The organism is Actinoplanes sp. NPDC021490, from assembly GCF_055562135.1.
The window spans coordinates 79,049-93,608 of sequence record NZ_JBVHFW010000004.1 but is presented as its reverse complement, the minus strand read 5'-3'; the positions used below and the strand labels follow the sequence as shown (position 1 = coordinate 93,608).

The 14,560-nt window shown below is 64.8% G+C and carries 16 protein-coding genes; 8 read left to right on the top strand and 8 right to left on the bottom strand.

The genetic code is table 11. The features are described from left to right. Positions 1-13: 13 nt before the first annotated feature. Positions 14-472: an SMI1/KNR4 family protein gene (locus tag ACZ3I4_RS12215; RefSeq protein WP_465381942.1), complete on the top strand. Its 459-nt coding sequence runs from the start codon at positions 14-16 to the stop codon at positions 470-472. Positions 473-676: 204 nt separating this feature from the next. Here ACZ3I4_RS12215 and ACZ3I4_RS12210 read toward each other — a convergent pair whose 3' ends face one another. Next, positions 677-994: a helix-turn-helix domain-containing protein gene (locus ACZ3I4_RS12210; protein WP_465381941.1), complete on the bottom strand. Its 318-nt coding sequence runs from the start codon at positions 992-994 to the stop codon at positions 677-679. Beyond that, a complete protein-coding gene (locus tag ACZ3I4_RS12205; RefSeq protein WP_465382421.1) occupies positions 991-1,305 on the bottom strand; it encodes a type II toxin-antitoxin system RelE/ParE family toxin in 315 nt (104 codons plus the stop codon). The genes ACZ3I4_RS12210 and ACZ3I4_RS12205 overlap by 4 nt, the downstream gene beginning before the upstream one ends. Positions 1,306-1,421: 116 nt before the next feature. Between ACZ3I4_RS12205 and ACZ3I4_RS12200 the strand changes: the two genes are divergently transcribed. Together ACZ3I4_RS12200 and ACZ3I4_RS12195 are read left to right on the top strand one after the other, a co-directional pair. Then, complete coding sequence (locus tag ACZ3I4_RS12200; protein WP_465381940.1) at positions 1,422-1,838, top strand: scabin-related ADP-ribosyltransferase; 417 nt, start codon at positions 1,422-1,424, stop codon at positions 1,836-1,838. A gap of 530 nt (positions 1,839-2,368) precedes the next feature. Then, on the top strand, positions 2,369-3,046 hold the full coding sequence (locus tag ACZ3I4_RS12195; protein ID WP_465381939.1) for a hypothetical protein: 678 nt from the start codon (positions 2,369-2,371) through the stop codon (positions 3,044-3,046). A gap of 386 nt (positions 3,047-3,432) precedes the next feature. Here the strand turns inward: ACZ3I4_RS12195 and ACZ3I4_RS12190 are convergent, their stop codons facing one another. After that, entirely contained in the window at positions 3,433-4,338 is a 906-nt protein-coding gene (locus ACZ3I4_RS12190; protein ID WP_465381938.1) for a helix-turn-helix domain-containing protein, read from the bottom strand. 571 nt (positions 4,339-4,909) lie between these two features. Then, positions 4,910-5,452: a GNAT family N-acetyltransferase gene (locus ACZ3I4_RS12185; protein ID WP_465381937.1), complete on the bottom strand. Its 543-nt coding sequence runs from the start codon at positions 5,450-5,452 to the stop codon at positions 4,910-4,912. A 267-nt stretch (positions 5,453-5,719) separates the two neighbouring features. Between ACZ3I4_RS12185 and ACZ3I4_RS12180 the strand changes: the two genes are divergently transcribed. Beyond that, positions 5,720-6,157: a hypothetical protein gene (locus ACZ3I4_RS12180; protein WP_465381936.1), complete on the top strand. Its 438-nt coding sequence runs from the start codon at positions 5,720-5,722 to the stop codon at positions 6,155-6,157. A gap of 39 nt (positions 6,158-6,196) precedes the next feature. Continuing rightward, positions 6,197-6,829 (top strand): hypothetical protein, encoded by a 633-nt coding sequence (locus ACZ3I4_RS12175; protein WP_465381935.1) that lies wholly within the window; start codon positions 6,197-6,199, stop codon positions 6,827-6,829. A 252-nt stretch (positions 6,830-7,081) separates the two neighbouring features. Here the strand turns inward: ACZ3I4_RS12175 and ACZ3I4_RS12170 are convergent, their stop codons facing one another. The 3 genes from ACZ3I4_RS12170 to ACZ3I4_RS12160 form a co-directional block, all read right to left on the bottom strand. Continuing rightward, the gene (locus ACZ3I4_RS12170) at positions 7,082-7,597 is read right to left on the bottom strand and encodes a GNAT family N-acetyltransferase (RefSeq protein ID WP_465381934.1); all 516 of its coding nucleotides are present in this window, start codon (positions 7,595-7,597) and stop codon (positions 7,082-7,084) included. Positions 7,598-7,964: 367 nt separating this feature from the next. Next, positions 7,965-8,582, bottom strand: coding sequence for a hypothetical protein (locus tag ACZ3I4_RS12165; RefSeq protein ID WP_465381933.1), 618 nt, complete (start codon positions 8,580-8,582; stop codon positions 7,965-7,967). 533 nt (positions 8,583-9,115) lie between these two features. Further along, positions 9,116-9,622, bottom strand: coding sequence for a hypothetical protein (locus tag ACZ3I4_RS12160; protein WP_465381932.1), 507 nt, complete (start codon positions 9,620-9,622; stop codon positions 9,116-9,118). 107 nt (positions 9,623-9,729) lie between these two features. On the opposite strand from ACZ3I4_RS12160, the gene ACZ3I4_RS12155 reads away from it, so the two are divergent. Both ACZ3I4_RS12155 and ACZ3I4_RS12150 read left to right on the top strand, forming a co-directional pair. Next, on the top strand, positions 9,730-9,963 hold the full coding sequence (locus tag ACZ3I4_RS12155; RefSeq protein ID WP_465382420.1) for a UPF0158 family protein: 234 nt from the start codon (positions 9,730-9,732) through the stop codon (positions 9,961-9,963). Positions 9,964-10,101: 138 nt separating this feature from the next. Beyond that, a complete protein-coding gene (locus ACZ3I4_RS12150) occupies positions 10,102-11,463 on the top strand; it encodes a DUF2786 domain-containing protein (RefSeq protein WP_465382419.1) in 1,362 nt (453 codons plus the stop codon). A 109-nt stretch (positions 11,464-11,572) separates the two neighbouring features. Here the strand turns inward: ACZ3I4_RS12150 and ACZ3I4_RS12145 are convergent, their stop codons facing one another. Next, the gene (locus tag ACZ3I4_RS12145) at positions 11,573-12,862 is read right to left on the bottom strand and encodes a plasmid pRiA4b ORF-3 family protein (protein ID WP_465381931.1); all 1,290 of its coding nucleotides are present in this window, start codon (positions 12,860-12,862) and stop codon (positions 11,573-11,575) included. A gap of 158 nt (positions 12,863-13,020) precedes the next feature. Between ACZ3I4_RS12145 and ACZ3I4_RS12140 the strand changes: the two genes are divergently transcribed. Next, positions 13,021-14,541, top strand: coding sequence for a hypothetical protein (locus ACZ3I4_RS12140; RefSeq protein WP_465381930.1), 1,521 nt, complete (start codon positions 13,021-13,023; stop codon positions 14,539-14,541). Positions 14,542-14,560 lie beyond the last annotated feature (19 nt).

The following is a 14,560-nucleotide window of genomic DNA, read 5'->3' as shown; positions in this document are numbered from 1 at the left end:
AAAGGAGACGGTAATGGAGTTCGAAGAGCTAGAAGCCCAGGTGGAATCGTTCCGTAGAGAACGGGCAGGTAAGCAGTATCCGCCTGGGTTTCAGCTCTTCGACTCCTGGACTGCAACAGAGGCGGATCTCGCCGACGTCGAGGCAGCCTTGCAGACTCAGTTGCCATCTAAATACAAGAAATTCATGCAGATCCTTGGTGGTGGCGTATTTTCCTTCGTTGAATTGTTGCCGGCCAAATCGCCGGATGGCCGTAGTGAAGATCTAATTTCCGTCAATACTGGCACATTCGCCGTGTCTAATTTTGTAGCGGTTGCTCCCGTTGGTACGGGTGACTGGTGGGGATTCGTCTCCGTAGATGGCATGTGTGGCGAGCCGGTAAGCTTTCTCGATCACGAAACGGGTGCGGTCCAGTTCGACGCACCCGACTTTTATGAATTCGTGTCATCAAAAGGGCTCCGCGTAGTGCGCTAACCTCGGCGGTGTGCCTTCGTGGCGTGACATCGATGCTTGGTGATTGAGGTTTCGACCTCGGTAAATCGGGCGCGCGCGGCGCCGTAGGCCTTGAGTGCGTGCGCGCGGCCCGGCCTTGCGCCGGGCCGCCTTCTTGATTATGTAGAGCAAATTTGGACCAGCTCGTTCCGGGACTCCATCGTTCCGGAGCTCTGGACGCACGTGTTACGCGATGGCGGAGATGTTGCCGTCGTCGAAGTAGATGGCCTGGTGCAGGCGTCCGCCGATAGCGGCGGCGTAGCGGGCGAGAACGTCTTGGCCGGAGATCTTGCCCTGTTCGATCTGGGAGACGCGTGCTTTGGTCACGCCCATGCGCTCGGCGACCTGCTGCTGGGTCAGTCCGCGGGTGCGGCGGATCTCGGCGAGTCGGTGCCCGACGACCGTCGCCAGAAGCCCCTGCTTGCCGGCGTCGACCGCTTGTTCGCCGCCGGCCCGCTCGACGTGCTCGCTGCGGATTTCGCTCCACCGCGTGTAGCTGCTCATGGCGTGCCGCCCTCTTCCTCGGTGCGTTCTTTCAGGTACGCCTCGTAGCGCTGCTCGGCCAGCGGGATGGCTTCGGTGTACCACTGGTTCCATCGTCCGGCCTTGTCGCCGGCGACGAGCAGGATGCTGGCGCGCCAGGGGTCGAACGCGAACAGGACGCGTACGGTGCCGGGGCGTAGCTCCTTGAGATTGGCGATCGTCGAGCCGTGGATCGTGTCGACCAGCGGCCGACCGAGCCCCGGGCCGGTTTCGGCGAGCAGATCGAGGGCCTGCACGACACGCGCATGGGCAACTGGATCAAGACTGTCGATCTAGTCCCGCACCTCGTCCACGAGGTAGATCTCCCACTCGCCGGTCGCCACCCGGCGAGTATAGCGAACAGTAAACCCGACGGCTGGGTGCACGCGGCCGTTGGTGCCCGCGGTGCGTGGTCGTCTCTCCGGGTTGCCGTCACGGTTGCCGTCAACCGCCTTGCGGCGCATCGGTGCCTGTCCTGGTGCACAACTGCGGTAGTCAGACTCTTTACCGGAGCGACACTCGGGATCCGAGCGAAATATTCGCCAATGGCTTCGAATCTCGTGGGGATAACATGGATGTTCTGGAACATGCCTCTGGGTGGTCGCGAGATTCTGGTTATGTTTCCACAACGACAAGCGAGCGCGTAGCGATAAACAGGGGCGGCAACGTCTATGAAATGCGCGCGGATGGTGTGGATGTAAACAAGGAATTCCCAGGAAATCCCTTCTCGCATGAGCGTGAAGCGGCAGTTCCTAGAAGCGTTGCACCGGAATGTATCGTCTCCTGTCGCTTGCCTGACGGTACGCGGGTCATGAATTGGTCATGAATCCTAGTTATGGCGGTTGGAGGTAACGTGGCGGCGATGTTTTACAAATTGTTGGCCACTGGAGTCGACGGTGGGAACGCCCAGGTAGAGCTCACCTTGCTATCTGAGGATCCGGCGGCTCTTCAAGCTCGTTGGGGCCATGGGGAGCCTCGGAAATATTCGGGTGTTGCCCTGTTTGAGTGTCTTATCTCAGTCCGCGCGGATCTTGAATCGCAAAGTCTGCTCCTGTGTTGCCAAGGGGCTAGGAAGAATGTAAGCCCATCCGGGATGACGCGTCAGATGAGCAATGGTCGGTTGGCGTACCTGCTTCCAGTTGGACGACTGGTGTCTGACGAGGACTTGGTTGACGTTTTTGCGGCGGACTGTTCAAGTAGTGAACGGGCTCGGTCGGGATGGCAAGATACAGTCATCGCCGACCGGACCCTGCCGGGGAAAGTTAAATAGAGAACGCGATCCGCGGCGACAGCAACCTGCAACTTGACCGGTTCGGAATCAAACTTTCCAGACTTGCTCTCGATAGAGGTGAACCCATGAGTCCAGCGGCAAAACGGCAGAACGTATGGAGGGCGGCCGCCGCAAAGTATGCGCTGCCAAACCTGTCAGGGGACTGGAAAATCATGGGCAGCCGGGAGCTGATGCTTCGCCCATTCGGCTTCATCCTGCGAGGCGTGATAGCGCAGGATTTTTCTCTCGTTCCTATCCTTGAGCCACTATTCATGCCTCTCAACTACCGTCAAGCAAGCTGGCTAATCGCACCAGATTGTAACGTAGGCCGGCTCTCCGTATACAAAGATCTCAAGCTTGGCGGGGAGCACGCCGAGAAGTACATGCATGGCCTAGTTGAGATCGTCAATGATACGGTGCACCCATTTCTTCTGAAGAACGGCAGCTTGGAAGGCTACTTCGAACGCTGCCAGCGAAGGAACAACACTCACCCTAATGGATTGGGAGACATTCAAGAGCTGTACAGGCAGGCGGCGACAGCTGTCATGCTGCGGCATCCGGATGATGCGCGAGAAGCGCTTGAAAAGGTACGGCAGGTAATCGACTCTGACCCGACCGATGATCGTGACGTGGTGCGAGAGCTTTATCAGCAAGCCGGTGAGTTTCGTGATCGGATTAGTGCCGACCCGGCTGCCGTCCGAGAGGAGCTAATCGCAGGTGTGGGAGAGCAAAAGCGCCGCCGAAAGATCCCGCTCTCCGGATGACACCAAGCTAGCTGCTTACCGATTTGCCTCACGCGGGCGATACCGCGCGCCGATGAATTGCTGGCGGTCTTGCCCCTGATCGACGTACGCCGAGGCATTGCCGTTCTTACTAACGCTACAGCCACCGTGCACACCGATCGAAAAAATGAAAGAAGAGCAGTGTTGCAGGGGATGAAGCACCGTTCGAAGGTTCGCGAACCAGCGCACTCTTCTGCCGTGATCCGCGCGCTACGCGGCGTCACGGCGAGGCAAGTAGCTGACGCACGGACATGCCGATGAGAGTGCGCACCCGACGTTGATCGACATCAGGATAGAGCCCAATCTGGGCTCTTGACCTCTGCTGAATTATATGGATCCCCGGGCAAGGGCTCTCGACGACATTTCTTTCAGTCTTCACAAATCCATTCGATACGATACTGAGTTCCGAATGCTGGATTGTCGACTTCCCACGAGAAGCGTGCCCGATCACCGGTGGTCTCAGCGACGATCGGCGTCGTGAAAGGCTTAGAACCGGTGAGGTCCGAGGTCTGCACGCCCCAGACGCTCGGCCGTAGGCTACTCGGCAGATCAAGCACAATCGCGAGCGCCCGAGTCGGGTACTTGATGCTCCTGGCAAACCAAGGACCCCACTTCTCGGAGGAGACCTCGTACGAGTAGACGATCTCTGCGCTCCGGCCGGGATACAGCGGGAACCGCCGTTCTGCGTTGGCGAACAGCAGCATGGCCCCCTTTTCGGTGTCGCGGTCGAGTCGAACTCGCCAAGACATCGGAATGCCGTTACACCACGCCTGGAGATCGAGCTCCGCCCACGTTAGAGGATGTTCACGGTGGTGCCGGTTGGAAAAGGCGGGATCGTTGGGATAGCGGTCGACGACGACGCGGAAGCGATGTTGTTCAATCGGCTCGTCGCCGTCGTTTAGGATGAGGCGGCGAACCCGACACCGGTAACGGCCTTCCGCGTAGCTAAGCGCCGCCTCTTCGCGCTCGATCACCATGCTGGCGCCCCGATGCTGCGGCGCTGGTTGGCTGCTGTCGCCCTCGGCGAGCCGGTCGTAAATCTCCGCTACTCGCCGCCGGGTGGCGTCGCTGGCGTTCAGAACCGCGAGGATAGCGTCCATCTTGGCCACGTCGGGCGTAGTGTCGCCGCTCAGGTAGGCGTAGAGGCTACTTTTCGAGATGTTCGCAGCGCGGGCAAGGCCGGCCACGCTGGTGGGCCGGCCGGTTGAAAATTGGAAATCTCGAACGGCGCTCCTCAGCTCCGCCGCAATCATGCCGGACGGTGACTCAGCCATCGGAGCCATCATTCCTTCGTAGCCGCCAGTCCAGGATGGTGTGCCACCAGGTCAACCGATGAGATGACTCCTGTGGGACGACAGCCCGAACCACGCCGAGTACCGTCCCGCATACGCATGTTGTCACTGTTACCCAATCAGGAGCCACCAGCGCAAGTGGGACGACGCCAGCGAGGGTGCCCGCATGGGTGAGGATTCGTGCCAGAAGATCGGCGAGGGAGCCGGACGAGATGTTCATGCGTCGAGGAGAACATCGGGTCGGCACTTTCCAGGCGGGTCATGGACCATGGTGGAACGCCCTGGAACCGGTCGGACGCCATACTTGGAGCCGGTCGTCTGAGAAGGGCGACGAGACGAAAAGCAACGAAGTTTGAGAGCTTCCGTGAGTTTGACGGCGTTGCGGAACGTATCACTCGCGTCTTGGCCCAACGACGGCAATAACCGACTTGGCAGGACCGATGAATACCGTCGCGTGACACCCTCATCTGCCGCCGAGCGTGCGCGCGGCCCACGGAGATCGGCTACAGCGTGTCACGCCATGGAGCGCGCTCGTGCCGAGAACAGTGCGCGGTCATACACCTTCTCCTGCTGCTGGTGAACGGTCGACATCGCGCGCGAGGAGATAGAGCGCAAAAGGCTCGTCGTTGACGGTGATGTCCTTGCTGTACCGGAATCCGAGCCGCTCCATGACCGCCCGAGAACGGTGGTTGTGCACTTCGGTGAAGGAGGCGACCTCCTGGGCGCCCAGCTCACCGAAGGCGAGCTCCAGACCCGCCCGCCCGATCTCAGTGGCGTACCCCCGGCCCCAAAATTGTCGGTGCAGCGCCCATCCGAGTTCCAGGCGCCCACGGCCCTCTACATGTGTCCGTGACAAGCCTCCACGTCCGACGCATTCACCGGTCACCCGCTGGTAGGCCATCCATTTGTGGACTCCGTCAACCAGCCAGCTGCGGGCGATCCGGGCAACCTCCTGCTCTACCTGCTCGCGCGTCCATCGTCCGTACCATCGAGCCACGTCGGCATCCTGGTAAAGCGCAAACAGATCACCTGCATGCCTGGCATCGATCGGCTCCAGGCGGAGCCGATCGGTCAGGCGGATACATGCGTGCGACATCGCCCAATCTCACCGCAGGACGGCTGGCCGCGCATCCTCATTTGCCGCCGATCGTGCGCTTTGACGCGGATAGCCGTCTCGTGGTGTGACGCAGGTCGGGTTCGTGTCGCGGTGTCCGTCAGGATCGGTGCGTTTGAAGGCGGCTGACCGGCGCCTTGTCCTTCACGGTGGGTGATCAGGTGATCGGTTGGCTGGTTACTGCGCTTTAGCAGTGGAATCGGTTGACTGATCGTAGGCTCGTGGTGTCGCGGCGCAAGGAGCTGGATCATGGGTATGGAACTGCTGCTGGTCAAGCTGACGCCGGGTCAGGCGGAGGCGATCGTCGCGAATCCGGAGCTGCTGCGGCTGGTCTTTCCCGATGACGAGCAGGAGTCGCTGCCGGATGTCCTCGCGTCCTTGGACATCGAGGCCGACACGCTGATGGAGAACTATCTGCTGATCTCGGCAATTCTCGATGAGTCGGTTGAGGAGTACGAGTGGATGCGCAAGGCGGCAAACGGGCTAGGTTCGACCATCAGGATCGACTTCGGTTATGAGGACGTGTTCGTACTCGCGCCACGTGAGGTGGCCGAGATCGCTGCCGGCCTCGACGCGGAGGAGTGGCTTCGTCCGGACTCCGATGAAGCGTGGCCGGTGCTAGCTGTCGCGACCTTTTACCGGGAGGCCGCCGAGCAGGGTCGCAGTGTTATCGGCGGGGTCGGCTGAATGTCGCCGAGCCGGGCGAACCGGGCCAAGCCGTGGGTCATGGCCGCCGAACAGTACGCTGTTCCCCGCCTGCCGGGTGACTGGGTTGTTCTCGACCACAAGCTGATCATGAGGCCGATCGGGCTGGTCGCCCGGGGGATCGATGCCTCATACTCCCACCTGACTCCGATCCTGCATCCGCTCTACATGCCGCTGGACTACCTCGACGTCGGCCTCATGCTCGACACCAGCCATGTTCCTCTCGGGTACTTCCCGCACTTCAAAACCATGCAGGACGGTTCGGTCTACATGAACCAGCTGGTGGAGGTCGTCACCGGTGACCTCATCCCCTACCTCGAGCAGAACGGCACCGCGGAAAGCTATGCGGCATGGTGCGAGCACAGCATCGAGACGCACCCGTATGGAGGGGACCCGCACATCCTCTATCGCCTGGCGGCAACCTGCGTCGTGCTGGGGCGCAACGTGGAGGCGACAGGGGCGCTGGAGCGGATGGCCCGGATGGCCGGAGCCGACCCGGACCCCGATCCCGCCGAGTGGTACCTGGAACTTGTGTCGCAGGCGCGCCACCTTGCCGAGCGTGTCATCGATGACCCGGCCGGGACCAGACAGGCCCTCCTGGCCGGCACTGAACAGCAGCGGCGGCGCCAGCTACTGCCGATCACCGATGACTGACCGCGCCTTCGCGCCGCGCCGACCCCCCGGGCATAGCAGCACCGGCCCGGGGCGCTGCCGAATCAGCTCCCGTCAGCACCCCGCTGTTGTTCGACGTCTCTGGCTCGTCCACCGGCTGCGTTGACATCGCCAGCCACATCCGCTCATGGCCGCCGACCGCACGGCGGTCGGCGGTCGGCGGTGAATCGTCACGCTTCGTGACGCACGCCGGGGCGGCCCGACGCGCGCTCGTGCCGATGACCGTGCGTCAGGTCAGGCGTCCGGAAACGAAGCCTGATCCGCCAAGTTCTTTGCCATGACGTATTGCCGGGTCACTCCATCGGGCATGAGTTCGCCCTCCTCGCCGGTCCCATGAAAGCCGTTTCTTTCATAAAGCGCCCAGGCATTGCTGTTGCTCTGTGCCACTGCCAGCCGCAGTTCCTCCGCACCGGCCTGCCCCGCCCATTGCGCCACCCGCTGCACAAGCAGATCACCCGCTCCGCGACCGCGCCCCTGCGGCAGCACATACATGGAGATCAGCTCCACGGCTCGGCCCTCGTCGGCCGGAACGCCGCTCACCATCCCCACCGCTTCGCCGTCGAGCGACGCCACCAGGTTGCACGAGCCGGGAATGGCCAGCCGGGCACGCCAGCGTTCCTCTCGGTCACCGTCGCCCTGCCAATCCGCCAGGCTGCTCCCGAAAGCGTAGGGCGCCTCGGTCAACGCCTGCAGCCGCAGCTCGCGCCACAACGCCCAATCGTCTTCGTCAAGAACACGGGTCTCGATCATCGGCGAAGCTTGCCCGTCACGCTCGCGGGCAGCAAGCGATATGCACCGTCATGCCGCCGAAAGGGCAGTGACACGCGTGCGACCGGCGCCGGCCGTCCTCTCTGTGCTCTGCCGAGAACCGGGCGCTGCCAACAATGGCAACTTCGCGCTTCACTACGGCCGGCCTTCCGGTCGTCAGGACATCCAGTGCACGGATCTGCCGCGTAGAACGCGCGGTCCGGGTTCGGCGTCGCCCATGGCCGGCTCGTTCGCCAGCACTCGCCTTGGCGGCTTGTGGTGATGCTGCGGGGCGTGCCGCAGCGACGCCGACCAGCGACAGGAGTCGAAACGGCAGGCGGAGCCCGCACCCGTCAGCCGTGGCCCGTGATCATGGACTCTCGGCGAGGTGGGTCAGGGACGTTCGGGTGCTTTCGATCATGGCGTTGCCGAGCGCTTCCAAGTCGTCGCAAGGACGCGACGGTATGTCGGCGTCGGTGCCGAGGCTGGCGGTGAGCCTCAGGTTCGAGTCGAGCACGTCCAGGTATATGGAGCAGACCGCCGTGCCGTCGACGTTCCTTGCCTGCGAGTCGAGGCGCGCGGCTCGTCCGAGGTTCGCGACGTCGCGCGGACTCCCTTCGGTTTTGTTGTATCGCCACCCGATCCACGCAGCGGCCGCGTTCGCGCCGTACGCGAGTTGCACGGTGCCGTAGCTGGCCCAGAGGCCGTCCTCGTTCTCGACGACGTAGGCGCAGGCACCGGCGTTCGCCGACGGTCGCGGTCGCAGCGTGGGATCGCCGAGGTGAGTGGCGACGGCCGAGATGTCGAGGCGGGAACAGACGTCGCTGGTCTCGCGGTAGCGTTCGTCGTTCGATGCGTGGACGACCACGCCGCCCGCGGCGACGAGCGCGAGGATCATCACGGATGAGATGGACGCGCCGATCCAAGCGGGCGCGAGGCTGGGCCGAGACGGCGGCGGGTCCCAGAACTCAGTCGAGGTATCGATCACCGCGAAACGGTATGCCATCGGCGGGCAGCGTGTGGACCGACGTCAGTTCCAGGTTGGCTGGCGGAGAGGACCATGTGAACACCAGTGCACGGACGGTGCAGTGGATGCTGGTCGAAACCGCAGCAGGACTCCTCTCTCAGTACTTGCCGCAGTGCTGGACATCGTTTCACCGAGCGGTCTTTGCCAATCCGAACAGCACGGCGATCGGCGGTCCACGCCGCGTTTGCTTACTCATCTGGCCGCGGACAAAGCGCGCGGCTTGTGGGCCAAGCGTTGACGGCGGTTCCGGCAAGCCGGTACTCCATAGTGACGTACGGTGACGACAGGCACCTGGTGCGCTCACGACTGTGCTGGTGCGGCGCGAAAACGAACCGCCGGGACGGCTACAGATAGCCCCTGAACAGGGAAAACCTGGTTCTTATTCTGCCACGTATGGTCCACCAATGCCCCTGACCAGGGCAAACGTGAATCGATTGTTGGCAGTTTAAGAACCGCCTCGGTCGACAGCGCGTTGAGCTGCAAATATTGGCTGCTCACGCGAATGTGAGCAGCAGCCTCGGCGTCCTCGGGGTAGACGCCGAGGCGATCCAGGCGCTTTCGAGCGTGGCCGGCTTGACCCGGTACATCGCCTCCCTGAGGGGCACGCCGTTTGCTGCGGTCGAGGTGGCGTAGTAGCCGATCAAACCCATGCCGTGGTTGGTCCGGTACGCGCGTGAATGCGGCGTCTGCAGCTCGTAGGTGCGATTGGTCTCCAGCTGGCCCGCAGGCCGGTGATGCACCCGAAGGCGATCACCATGTCGCTCTGCCCAAGCCGTGACACCTCCGATTGTCTCGAGGACTGATGAGGTAAAGCTTCGTGCGAGTCGAAACTGCAGCAGCAGCGCACCCACTGGGCTGCGGCCGTGGCTAGATACGGTGCCGATACGCTCGGGCGCATACCGGATCGGGTGGAGCGGGCCATGCTGGAGATCGACAAGTTTGATCTTGACGAGATCGCGTTCGCGTTGTCGGATCAGAACGTCTACGACGAGCACCTGCACCTGGTCGACCCGGAGACCGGGGAGATGATGCTGTGGACCCGTGACGGCGGCATCGACGGCAACACCCCGGTCGACCTGGACGACCTGGACCTCGTCGCGATCCGCCCCTGCCCTCGTACGTCTGGCATGAGGACATGGCCGACTTCACCGAGTTGGTCAGCGATGACCAGGCGGCCCGCCGGCTCGCCCGTGCGATCAACGGCCGCGGTGCGTTCCGCCGGTTCAAGGACGAACTTCACGAGGAGTACCCGCACCTGTTACCGGCCTGGTATGCGTTCCGTGACGCCCGAGCCGCCCGCCGGGCGGTCGACTGGCTGTTCGACGCTTCGCTGATCAGCTAGGACGCCGCGGACCGCTTCCGGGCAAGCCATCCCGATCCGGCTGTGCCATGAGGCCGATCCCACCCTAACGGGTGCGTCCGCGAGGTTGTCGGGTTGGTAGCGTTGGCGGCTTGCCGTGACCAGATCGGGCGGAGATCAGTGGGTAAGAACAGTCGCGAACGGCACAAGGCCAAGCGGAAGGCGGCGGACGCGGCGCTACGCCGAAGGTCCGAGCGGGCGGCGGGTGGTGCCGATGATCCGTTGGGTCTGTTCGGTGCACCGCGTGTTCCGTCGCAGCTCGACCTAGCGGAGCAGATCATCGAGCAGGCAATCCACGCCCAGCATGGCGAACACATGGCGGAGCTGGACCGTTGTCATGCTCTGTTGATCGCGGGGCCGGGTGGTGCAGTCGGGATCCAGGTCGTCAACCGCGCCCTGCTGGCGCGGTTGTTGCACGATGTGGAGCAGGCGTGGCGGCGCGGCTGGCAGCCGGCCGAACTGGTCCGGGTGGCGCGCCGCGAATGCGGCGCACGTCATGGCCGGCTGATGGTCGATGCCATCGCGGCGCGGATGCGCGGCTATCCCATGGCCACCGTCGACCCGCGGTGGCAGTCACAGCTGGCGATCCTCGAAGCACGGGTCTGGTGGGACCACGATGACCATTACGTGACGATCTGGGGTGACCGGCAGGGTCTGGACCGCGCCGCCTCGATCGCCGCGCTGATTGACGTGCTTCATCTGCTCGCGACGCTGCCGGCGATCGAGGTGGTCGGCCCGGCTCCCGGCGATGCCCGGCCGGCCACGGCGCCCGCGCCGACGGACGTCGATCAGCGGATGCTCGATCGGGTCCGGGCGTTGCTGGCCAAGGCGGAGTCTACCGACTTCCCGCAGGAGGCCGACGCGTTCACGGCCAAGGCGCAGGAGTTGATGGCCCGGCACCGGATCGACCACGCCCTGCTGGTAGCCGCGACCGGTGAACGCGACCAGCCGGTCACCCGCCGGATCGCCGTCGACAATCCGTATGAGGCGCCGAAGTCGTTGCTGCTCCAGGTCGTCGCGGAGGCGAACAGTTGCCGGGCGGTGTGGGCGAAGCGCTTCGGTTTCACCACCGTCGTCGGCTTCCCGGCGGATCTGGATTCCACCGAACTGCTGTTCACGTCGCTGCTGGTGCAGGCGACCAGGGCGATGACTCAGGCCAAACCCACCACCGACGAGTACGGGCGTAACACCACCCGCTCGTTTCGGCAGTCTTTCCTGACGGCGTACGCGTCGCGGATCGGCGAACGGCTCAGCGCCGCGGCCGACGAGGTCGGCCAGGAAGCGGCCGGCTCGGCCAGCGGCGCCCAGCTGCTACCGGTGCTCGCGGCCCGTGACGACGCGGTACGCGACGCGTTCGAGAAACAGTTCCCTCAGCTGACGCACCACACGACGAACATCAACAATCGGCAGGGCTGGGCGTCGGGCCGGGCCGCCGCCGAACGGGCAGCACTGCACGGCCGGCACGCGGTCGCCCACGAGTGAACCCCACCGGCAGCCCCGGCAGCGGCCGGTTTCGCTCTTCGCGGTGTCCGCTGCCGGCCGTACGGAGTGTCGCCCGCATGCGTGGCCGACGCCCGCGGCGCTTCCCTGGTCAGGCGGTGCGGGTCGCGGCAAGGATGACGGCGTCGAGTCGGCGGTTGGCGTCGGCCGTGTCGAAGTGCGCCGGATCGAAGTCGCTGGCTTTCTCGATGCCGAGCCACTCCAGCAGGCGCTGATGTTCGGGGTGGGTGGGGTCGGCGAAGGTGTCGATGAGGTCGGCGTAGCCGTGGACACCCCCGCAGTCTTCCGGTGGGCAGGCGCGTGCACCGGCCACACAGCTGGGGTACCGGCTGCCGGGCTCGGCGGCCAGCAGCTGCTCCAGCACGATTTCGTGTTCCCAGCCGTCGCCGAAGTCGTACTCGTACCCGACGGTTTCGCCTTCTCGTGGGACCAGGTCGCGCAGGGTGGCGCGGCGTTCGTCGTGTAGCGGGAAGTCGAGGTCGGGGACGCCGTAGCGGCCGCGGGGGTGGACGAACATGTGCAGGTGCGAGTTGGTCCAGCCCATGGCGGCTTGAATCACCCGGTCCAGCCGGTCGAGGCGGATCGTCGCGGGTACGAGCAGGCGGCGCCACACCGGCGGGTCGGTGTCCAGCAGGGTGACCTTGAGCTGGGCAATCTGGTCGCCGGGCGCGACAACGCCGTACCGGGAGCGCAGCGCCCACTCGGTCAACGGCGTCAGTCGGAGCGTCCCGGCTGCGGCTTCCTCTTCGGCGAGCGCGCCGAGGGTCACCAGACCGGCCACGGCGCGGCATACGTCATTGTCCGTTGTCTTGCGCAGGCGAGTCAGTTGCTCGGTCGTGGCGTCGTCCAGGTAATAGCGCGCGCTGAGCGCAGACCAGGCCTCCTCCTGCACCGCGCCGGTGGGCGCGGCACCGTCGCCGTCCGCGATGCCGCCGAAAAGGACGGCGATGCCGTCGGCGAAGTTGTCGCCAAGCAGCGACTGGAACCAACCGGCGGAGCAGATTGCCGGTCCGAGCTGGTCGAAAGCAGCGAACATGAGGTTCCACAGCTGGGCCGGCCGATCGATCAGCCGCTGGTTCTTCTTCACCGGGACCAGCCGGCCGTGGACGACGCGGATGAGTCCCGCGGCCTTGGCCCACGCCACCACGATCGCGAGGACAGGCAGATCAGCGCTGCTGCGAGTACGGAACACCCGCTCGCCGATGACAGGATCGATTTCGTCGCCGGTATCCAGCAGACTCACCAGATGGCGGGCGTCGGCCATGGTCAGCTGTCCGGTCTGGGTTAGCTTGCGGCCCTGTCCGACCCACCGTGTCAAAGCGGTGACCTGTCGTAGCGCAGGTGTGGAAGCTGCCACGGCGGCGAGATCGTCTTCAGGCATGGGCAGTAAACCTCTCGAGCGTCATCGTCATCATCGACAGCTGCGACAAACAACCGTACGGCGATGCGCTCGCTGGGCTGGGCTAGGCTCGGCGAGCGGTCCTGGCGTGCCGCTGCGGGCGGGCGAGGCGACGGCGGTAGGGTCGCTCGGTGCCTCGCTTGCAGCAGACGGTGATCGACGAGTTCGCGGAGTGGGCTTCGGCTGCAGGGCTCGTCCCGGGCGGAGAAGCTGGCACACGATGGCGGGAACGGATCACGATCCTGCTTCGGGGCCGCGCGCAGTATCTTGATCGGCCGGATCCGACCCGGTGGCGCAGCGGTGACGTCCATGACATGTTCATGACCTATGTCGTGCCCCGGCAGGTCGACAACTGGGATCTCACCGCGCAGGGCCTGGACACCATCCGCGACTTTCTTCGTTTCCTCGACGCCACCGATCGGCTGCACCCAGCCAGCACCCGCGTGCCGGCCTTGCTCAAGGAGTTGGAGCGGCTCGCGCCCAGGTATCCCGTCGCGATGGCCGACACGAGCCGATGGCGGCTCGCGAAACGAGTGTTCCACGCGATCCTCGCCGACGGGATCCCGTTGGAGGCCGAGCCCGCGGCTCTTGACGCCTGGGCGCAGCGATTCAACGCTCGAGACGGCGAGGGCCGCCGCGCGGTCTTGGGCGAGTTGATGGACGAGCGCCCCGGCTACGCCACCGGGCAGCTGCTCATCCACGACGGTCAGGTCGCGATGCTCGGGCGCGCCGCGCCAGCCGCGAAGCACCTGGTCTGGCCAGATCTGGCCTGCGACTGTGGCTGCGAGCGGCAGGCACAGTTTCCGCCCGTCGCGATGCCCGAGGCAGCCGACCTCGCCAGGATGGTGGCCACCGACGGGGCCGGCTGGCTCAGTCGGCTCGCAGCCTTGGCGAGGTGGGCCGGCGAGGGCAAGACCGTCGACGGTCGCGGCGAGCCTCGCAAGGCCGACGTGCCGGTGCTGCTCGCGTCGCTCGACCTGCCGGCCAGCAGCGACCGAACAGGCGGCACACCGGCTCTCACCCGAATGTGGCGGCTGGCGATCGAGTTCGACGTCATTCAACGCCGCGGTACCCGAGTCGTCGCCGGCTCAGGCGCGAGTCTCATCGCGAACACACTGGCGAGTTCCGCAGAGCCGGAACAGGTCCTCGACTTCTGGTCCGATCTGGCCGACGAGTTGCTGGATCCTCCAGCGCCGGCGACCGCGCCGAAGAACGGCGAGCACCTACGTGAGTGGCTGCGGCCTTGGATGCCCCGGTTCCTCGGCATCCTGTACACCGCCACAGCAAGCGGCGAACCCGCCGTACTGGACACCATGATCGACCAATTGCTCGACGAGTACGAGCGCCGCCTCCCGCCGGGCGATCCCGCGCTGTTTGCCGGACTGGCCGCCGCGGTCGTCCGCAACGCCCTTTCCGACCTGGCCGACCATGGCGCCGTCGCCGTTGCCGGCATCGGCGACCACGTCAACGACCAACGCGCCGCTGCGATCGGCGTCGCGCCATGGGCCTTGAACCCCCAGCCCGGCCTGACCGTCGGCCTCACCGATCTTGGCCGCTACTTGGTCCGCCAACGCCTTCTCGCTGAAGGCGCACACGCGCCCGTGGCCGGTGAGCCGGACGATGCGACGTCGGCCGGCCCGATGGCGACGGGGCGGCCCTGAGCTGGGCACTGCAGGCATG

Coding starts and splice junctions, on each gene's coding strand:
- ACZ3I4_RS12195 (WP_465381939.1), top strand. CDS start 2,369: ATGAGTCCAGCGGCAAAACGGCAGAACGTATGGAGGGCGGCCGCCGCA.
- ACZ3I4_RS12170 (WP_465381934.1), bottom strand. CDS start 7,597: ATGATCGAGACCCGTGTTCTTGACGAAGACGATTGGGCGTTGTGGCGC.
- ACZ3I4_RS12190 (WP_465381938.1), bottom strand. CDS start 4,338: ATGGCTGAGTCACCGTCCGGCATGATTGCGGCGGAGCTGAGGAGCGCC.
- ACZ3I4_RS12180 (WP_465381936.1), top strand. CDS start 5,720: ATGGGTATGGAACTGCTGCTGGTCAAGCTGACGCCGGGTCAGGCGGAG.
- ACZ3I4_RS12185 (WP_465381937.1), bottom strand. CDS start 5,452: ATGTCGCACGCATGTATCCGCCTGACCGATCGGCTCCGCCTGGAGCCG.
- ACZ3I4_RS12210 (WP_465381941.1), bottom strand. CDS start 994: ATGAGCAGCTACACGCGGTGGAGCGAAATCCGCAGCGAGCACGTCGAG.
- ACZ3I4_RS12145 (WP_465381931.1), bottom strand. CDS start 12,862: ATGCCTGAAGACGATCTCGCCGCCGTGGCAGCTTCCACACCTGCGCTA.
- ACZ3I4_RS12175 (WP_465381935.1), top strand. CDS start 6,197: ATGGCCGCCGAACAGTACGCTGTTCCCCGCCTGCCGGGTGACTGGGTT.
- ACZ3I4_RS12215 (WP_465381942.1), top strand. CDS start 14: ATGGAGTTCGAAGAGCTAGAAGCCCAGGTGGAATCGTTCCGTAGAGAA.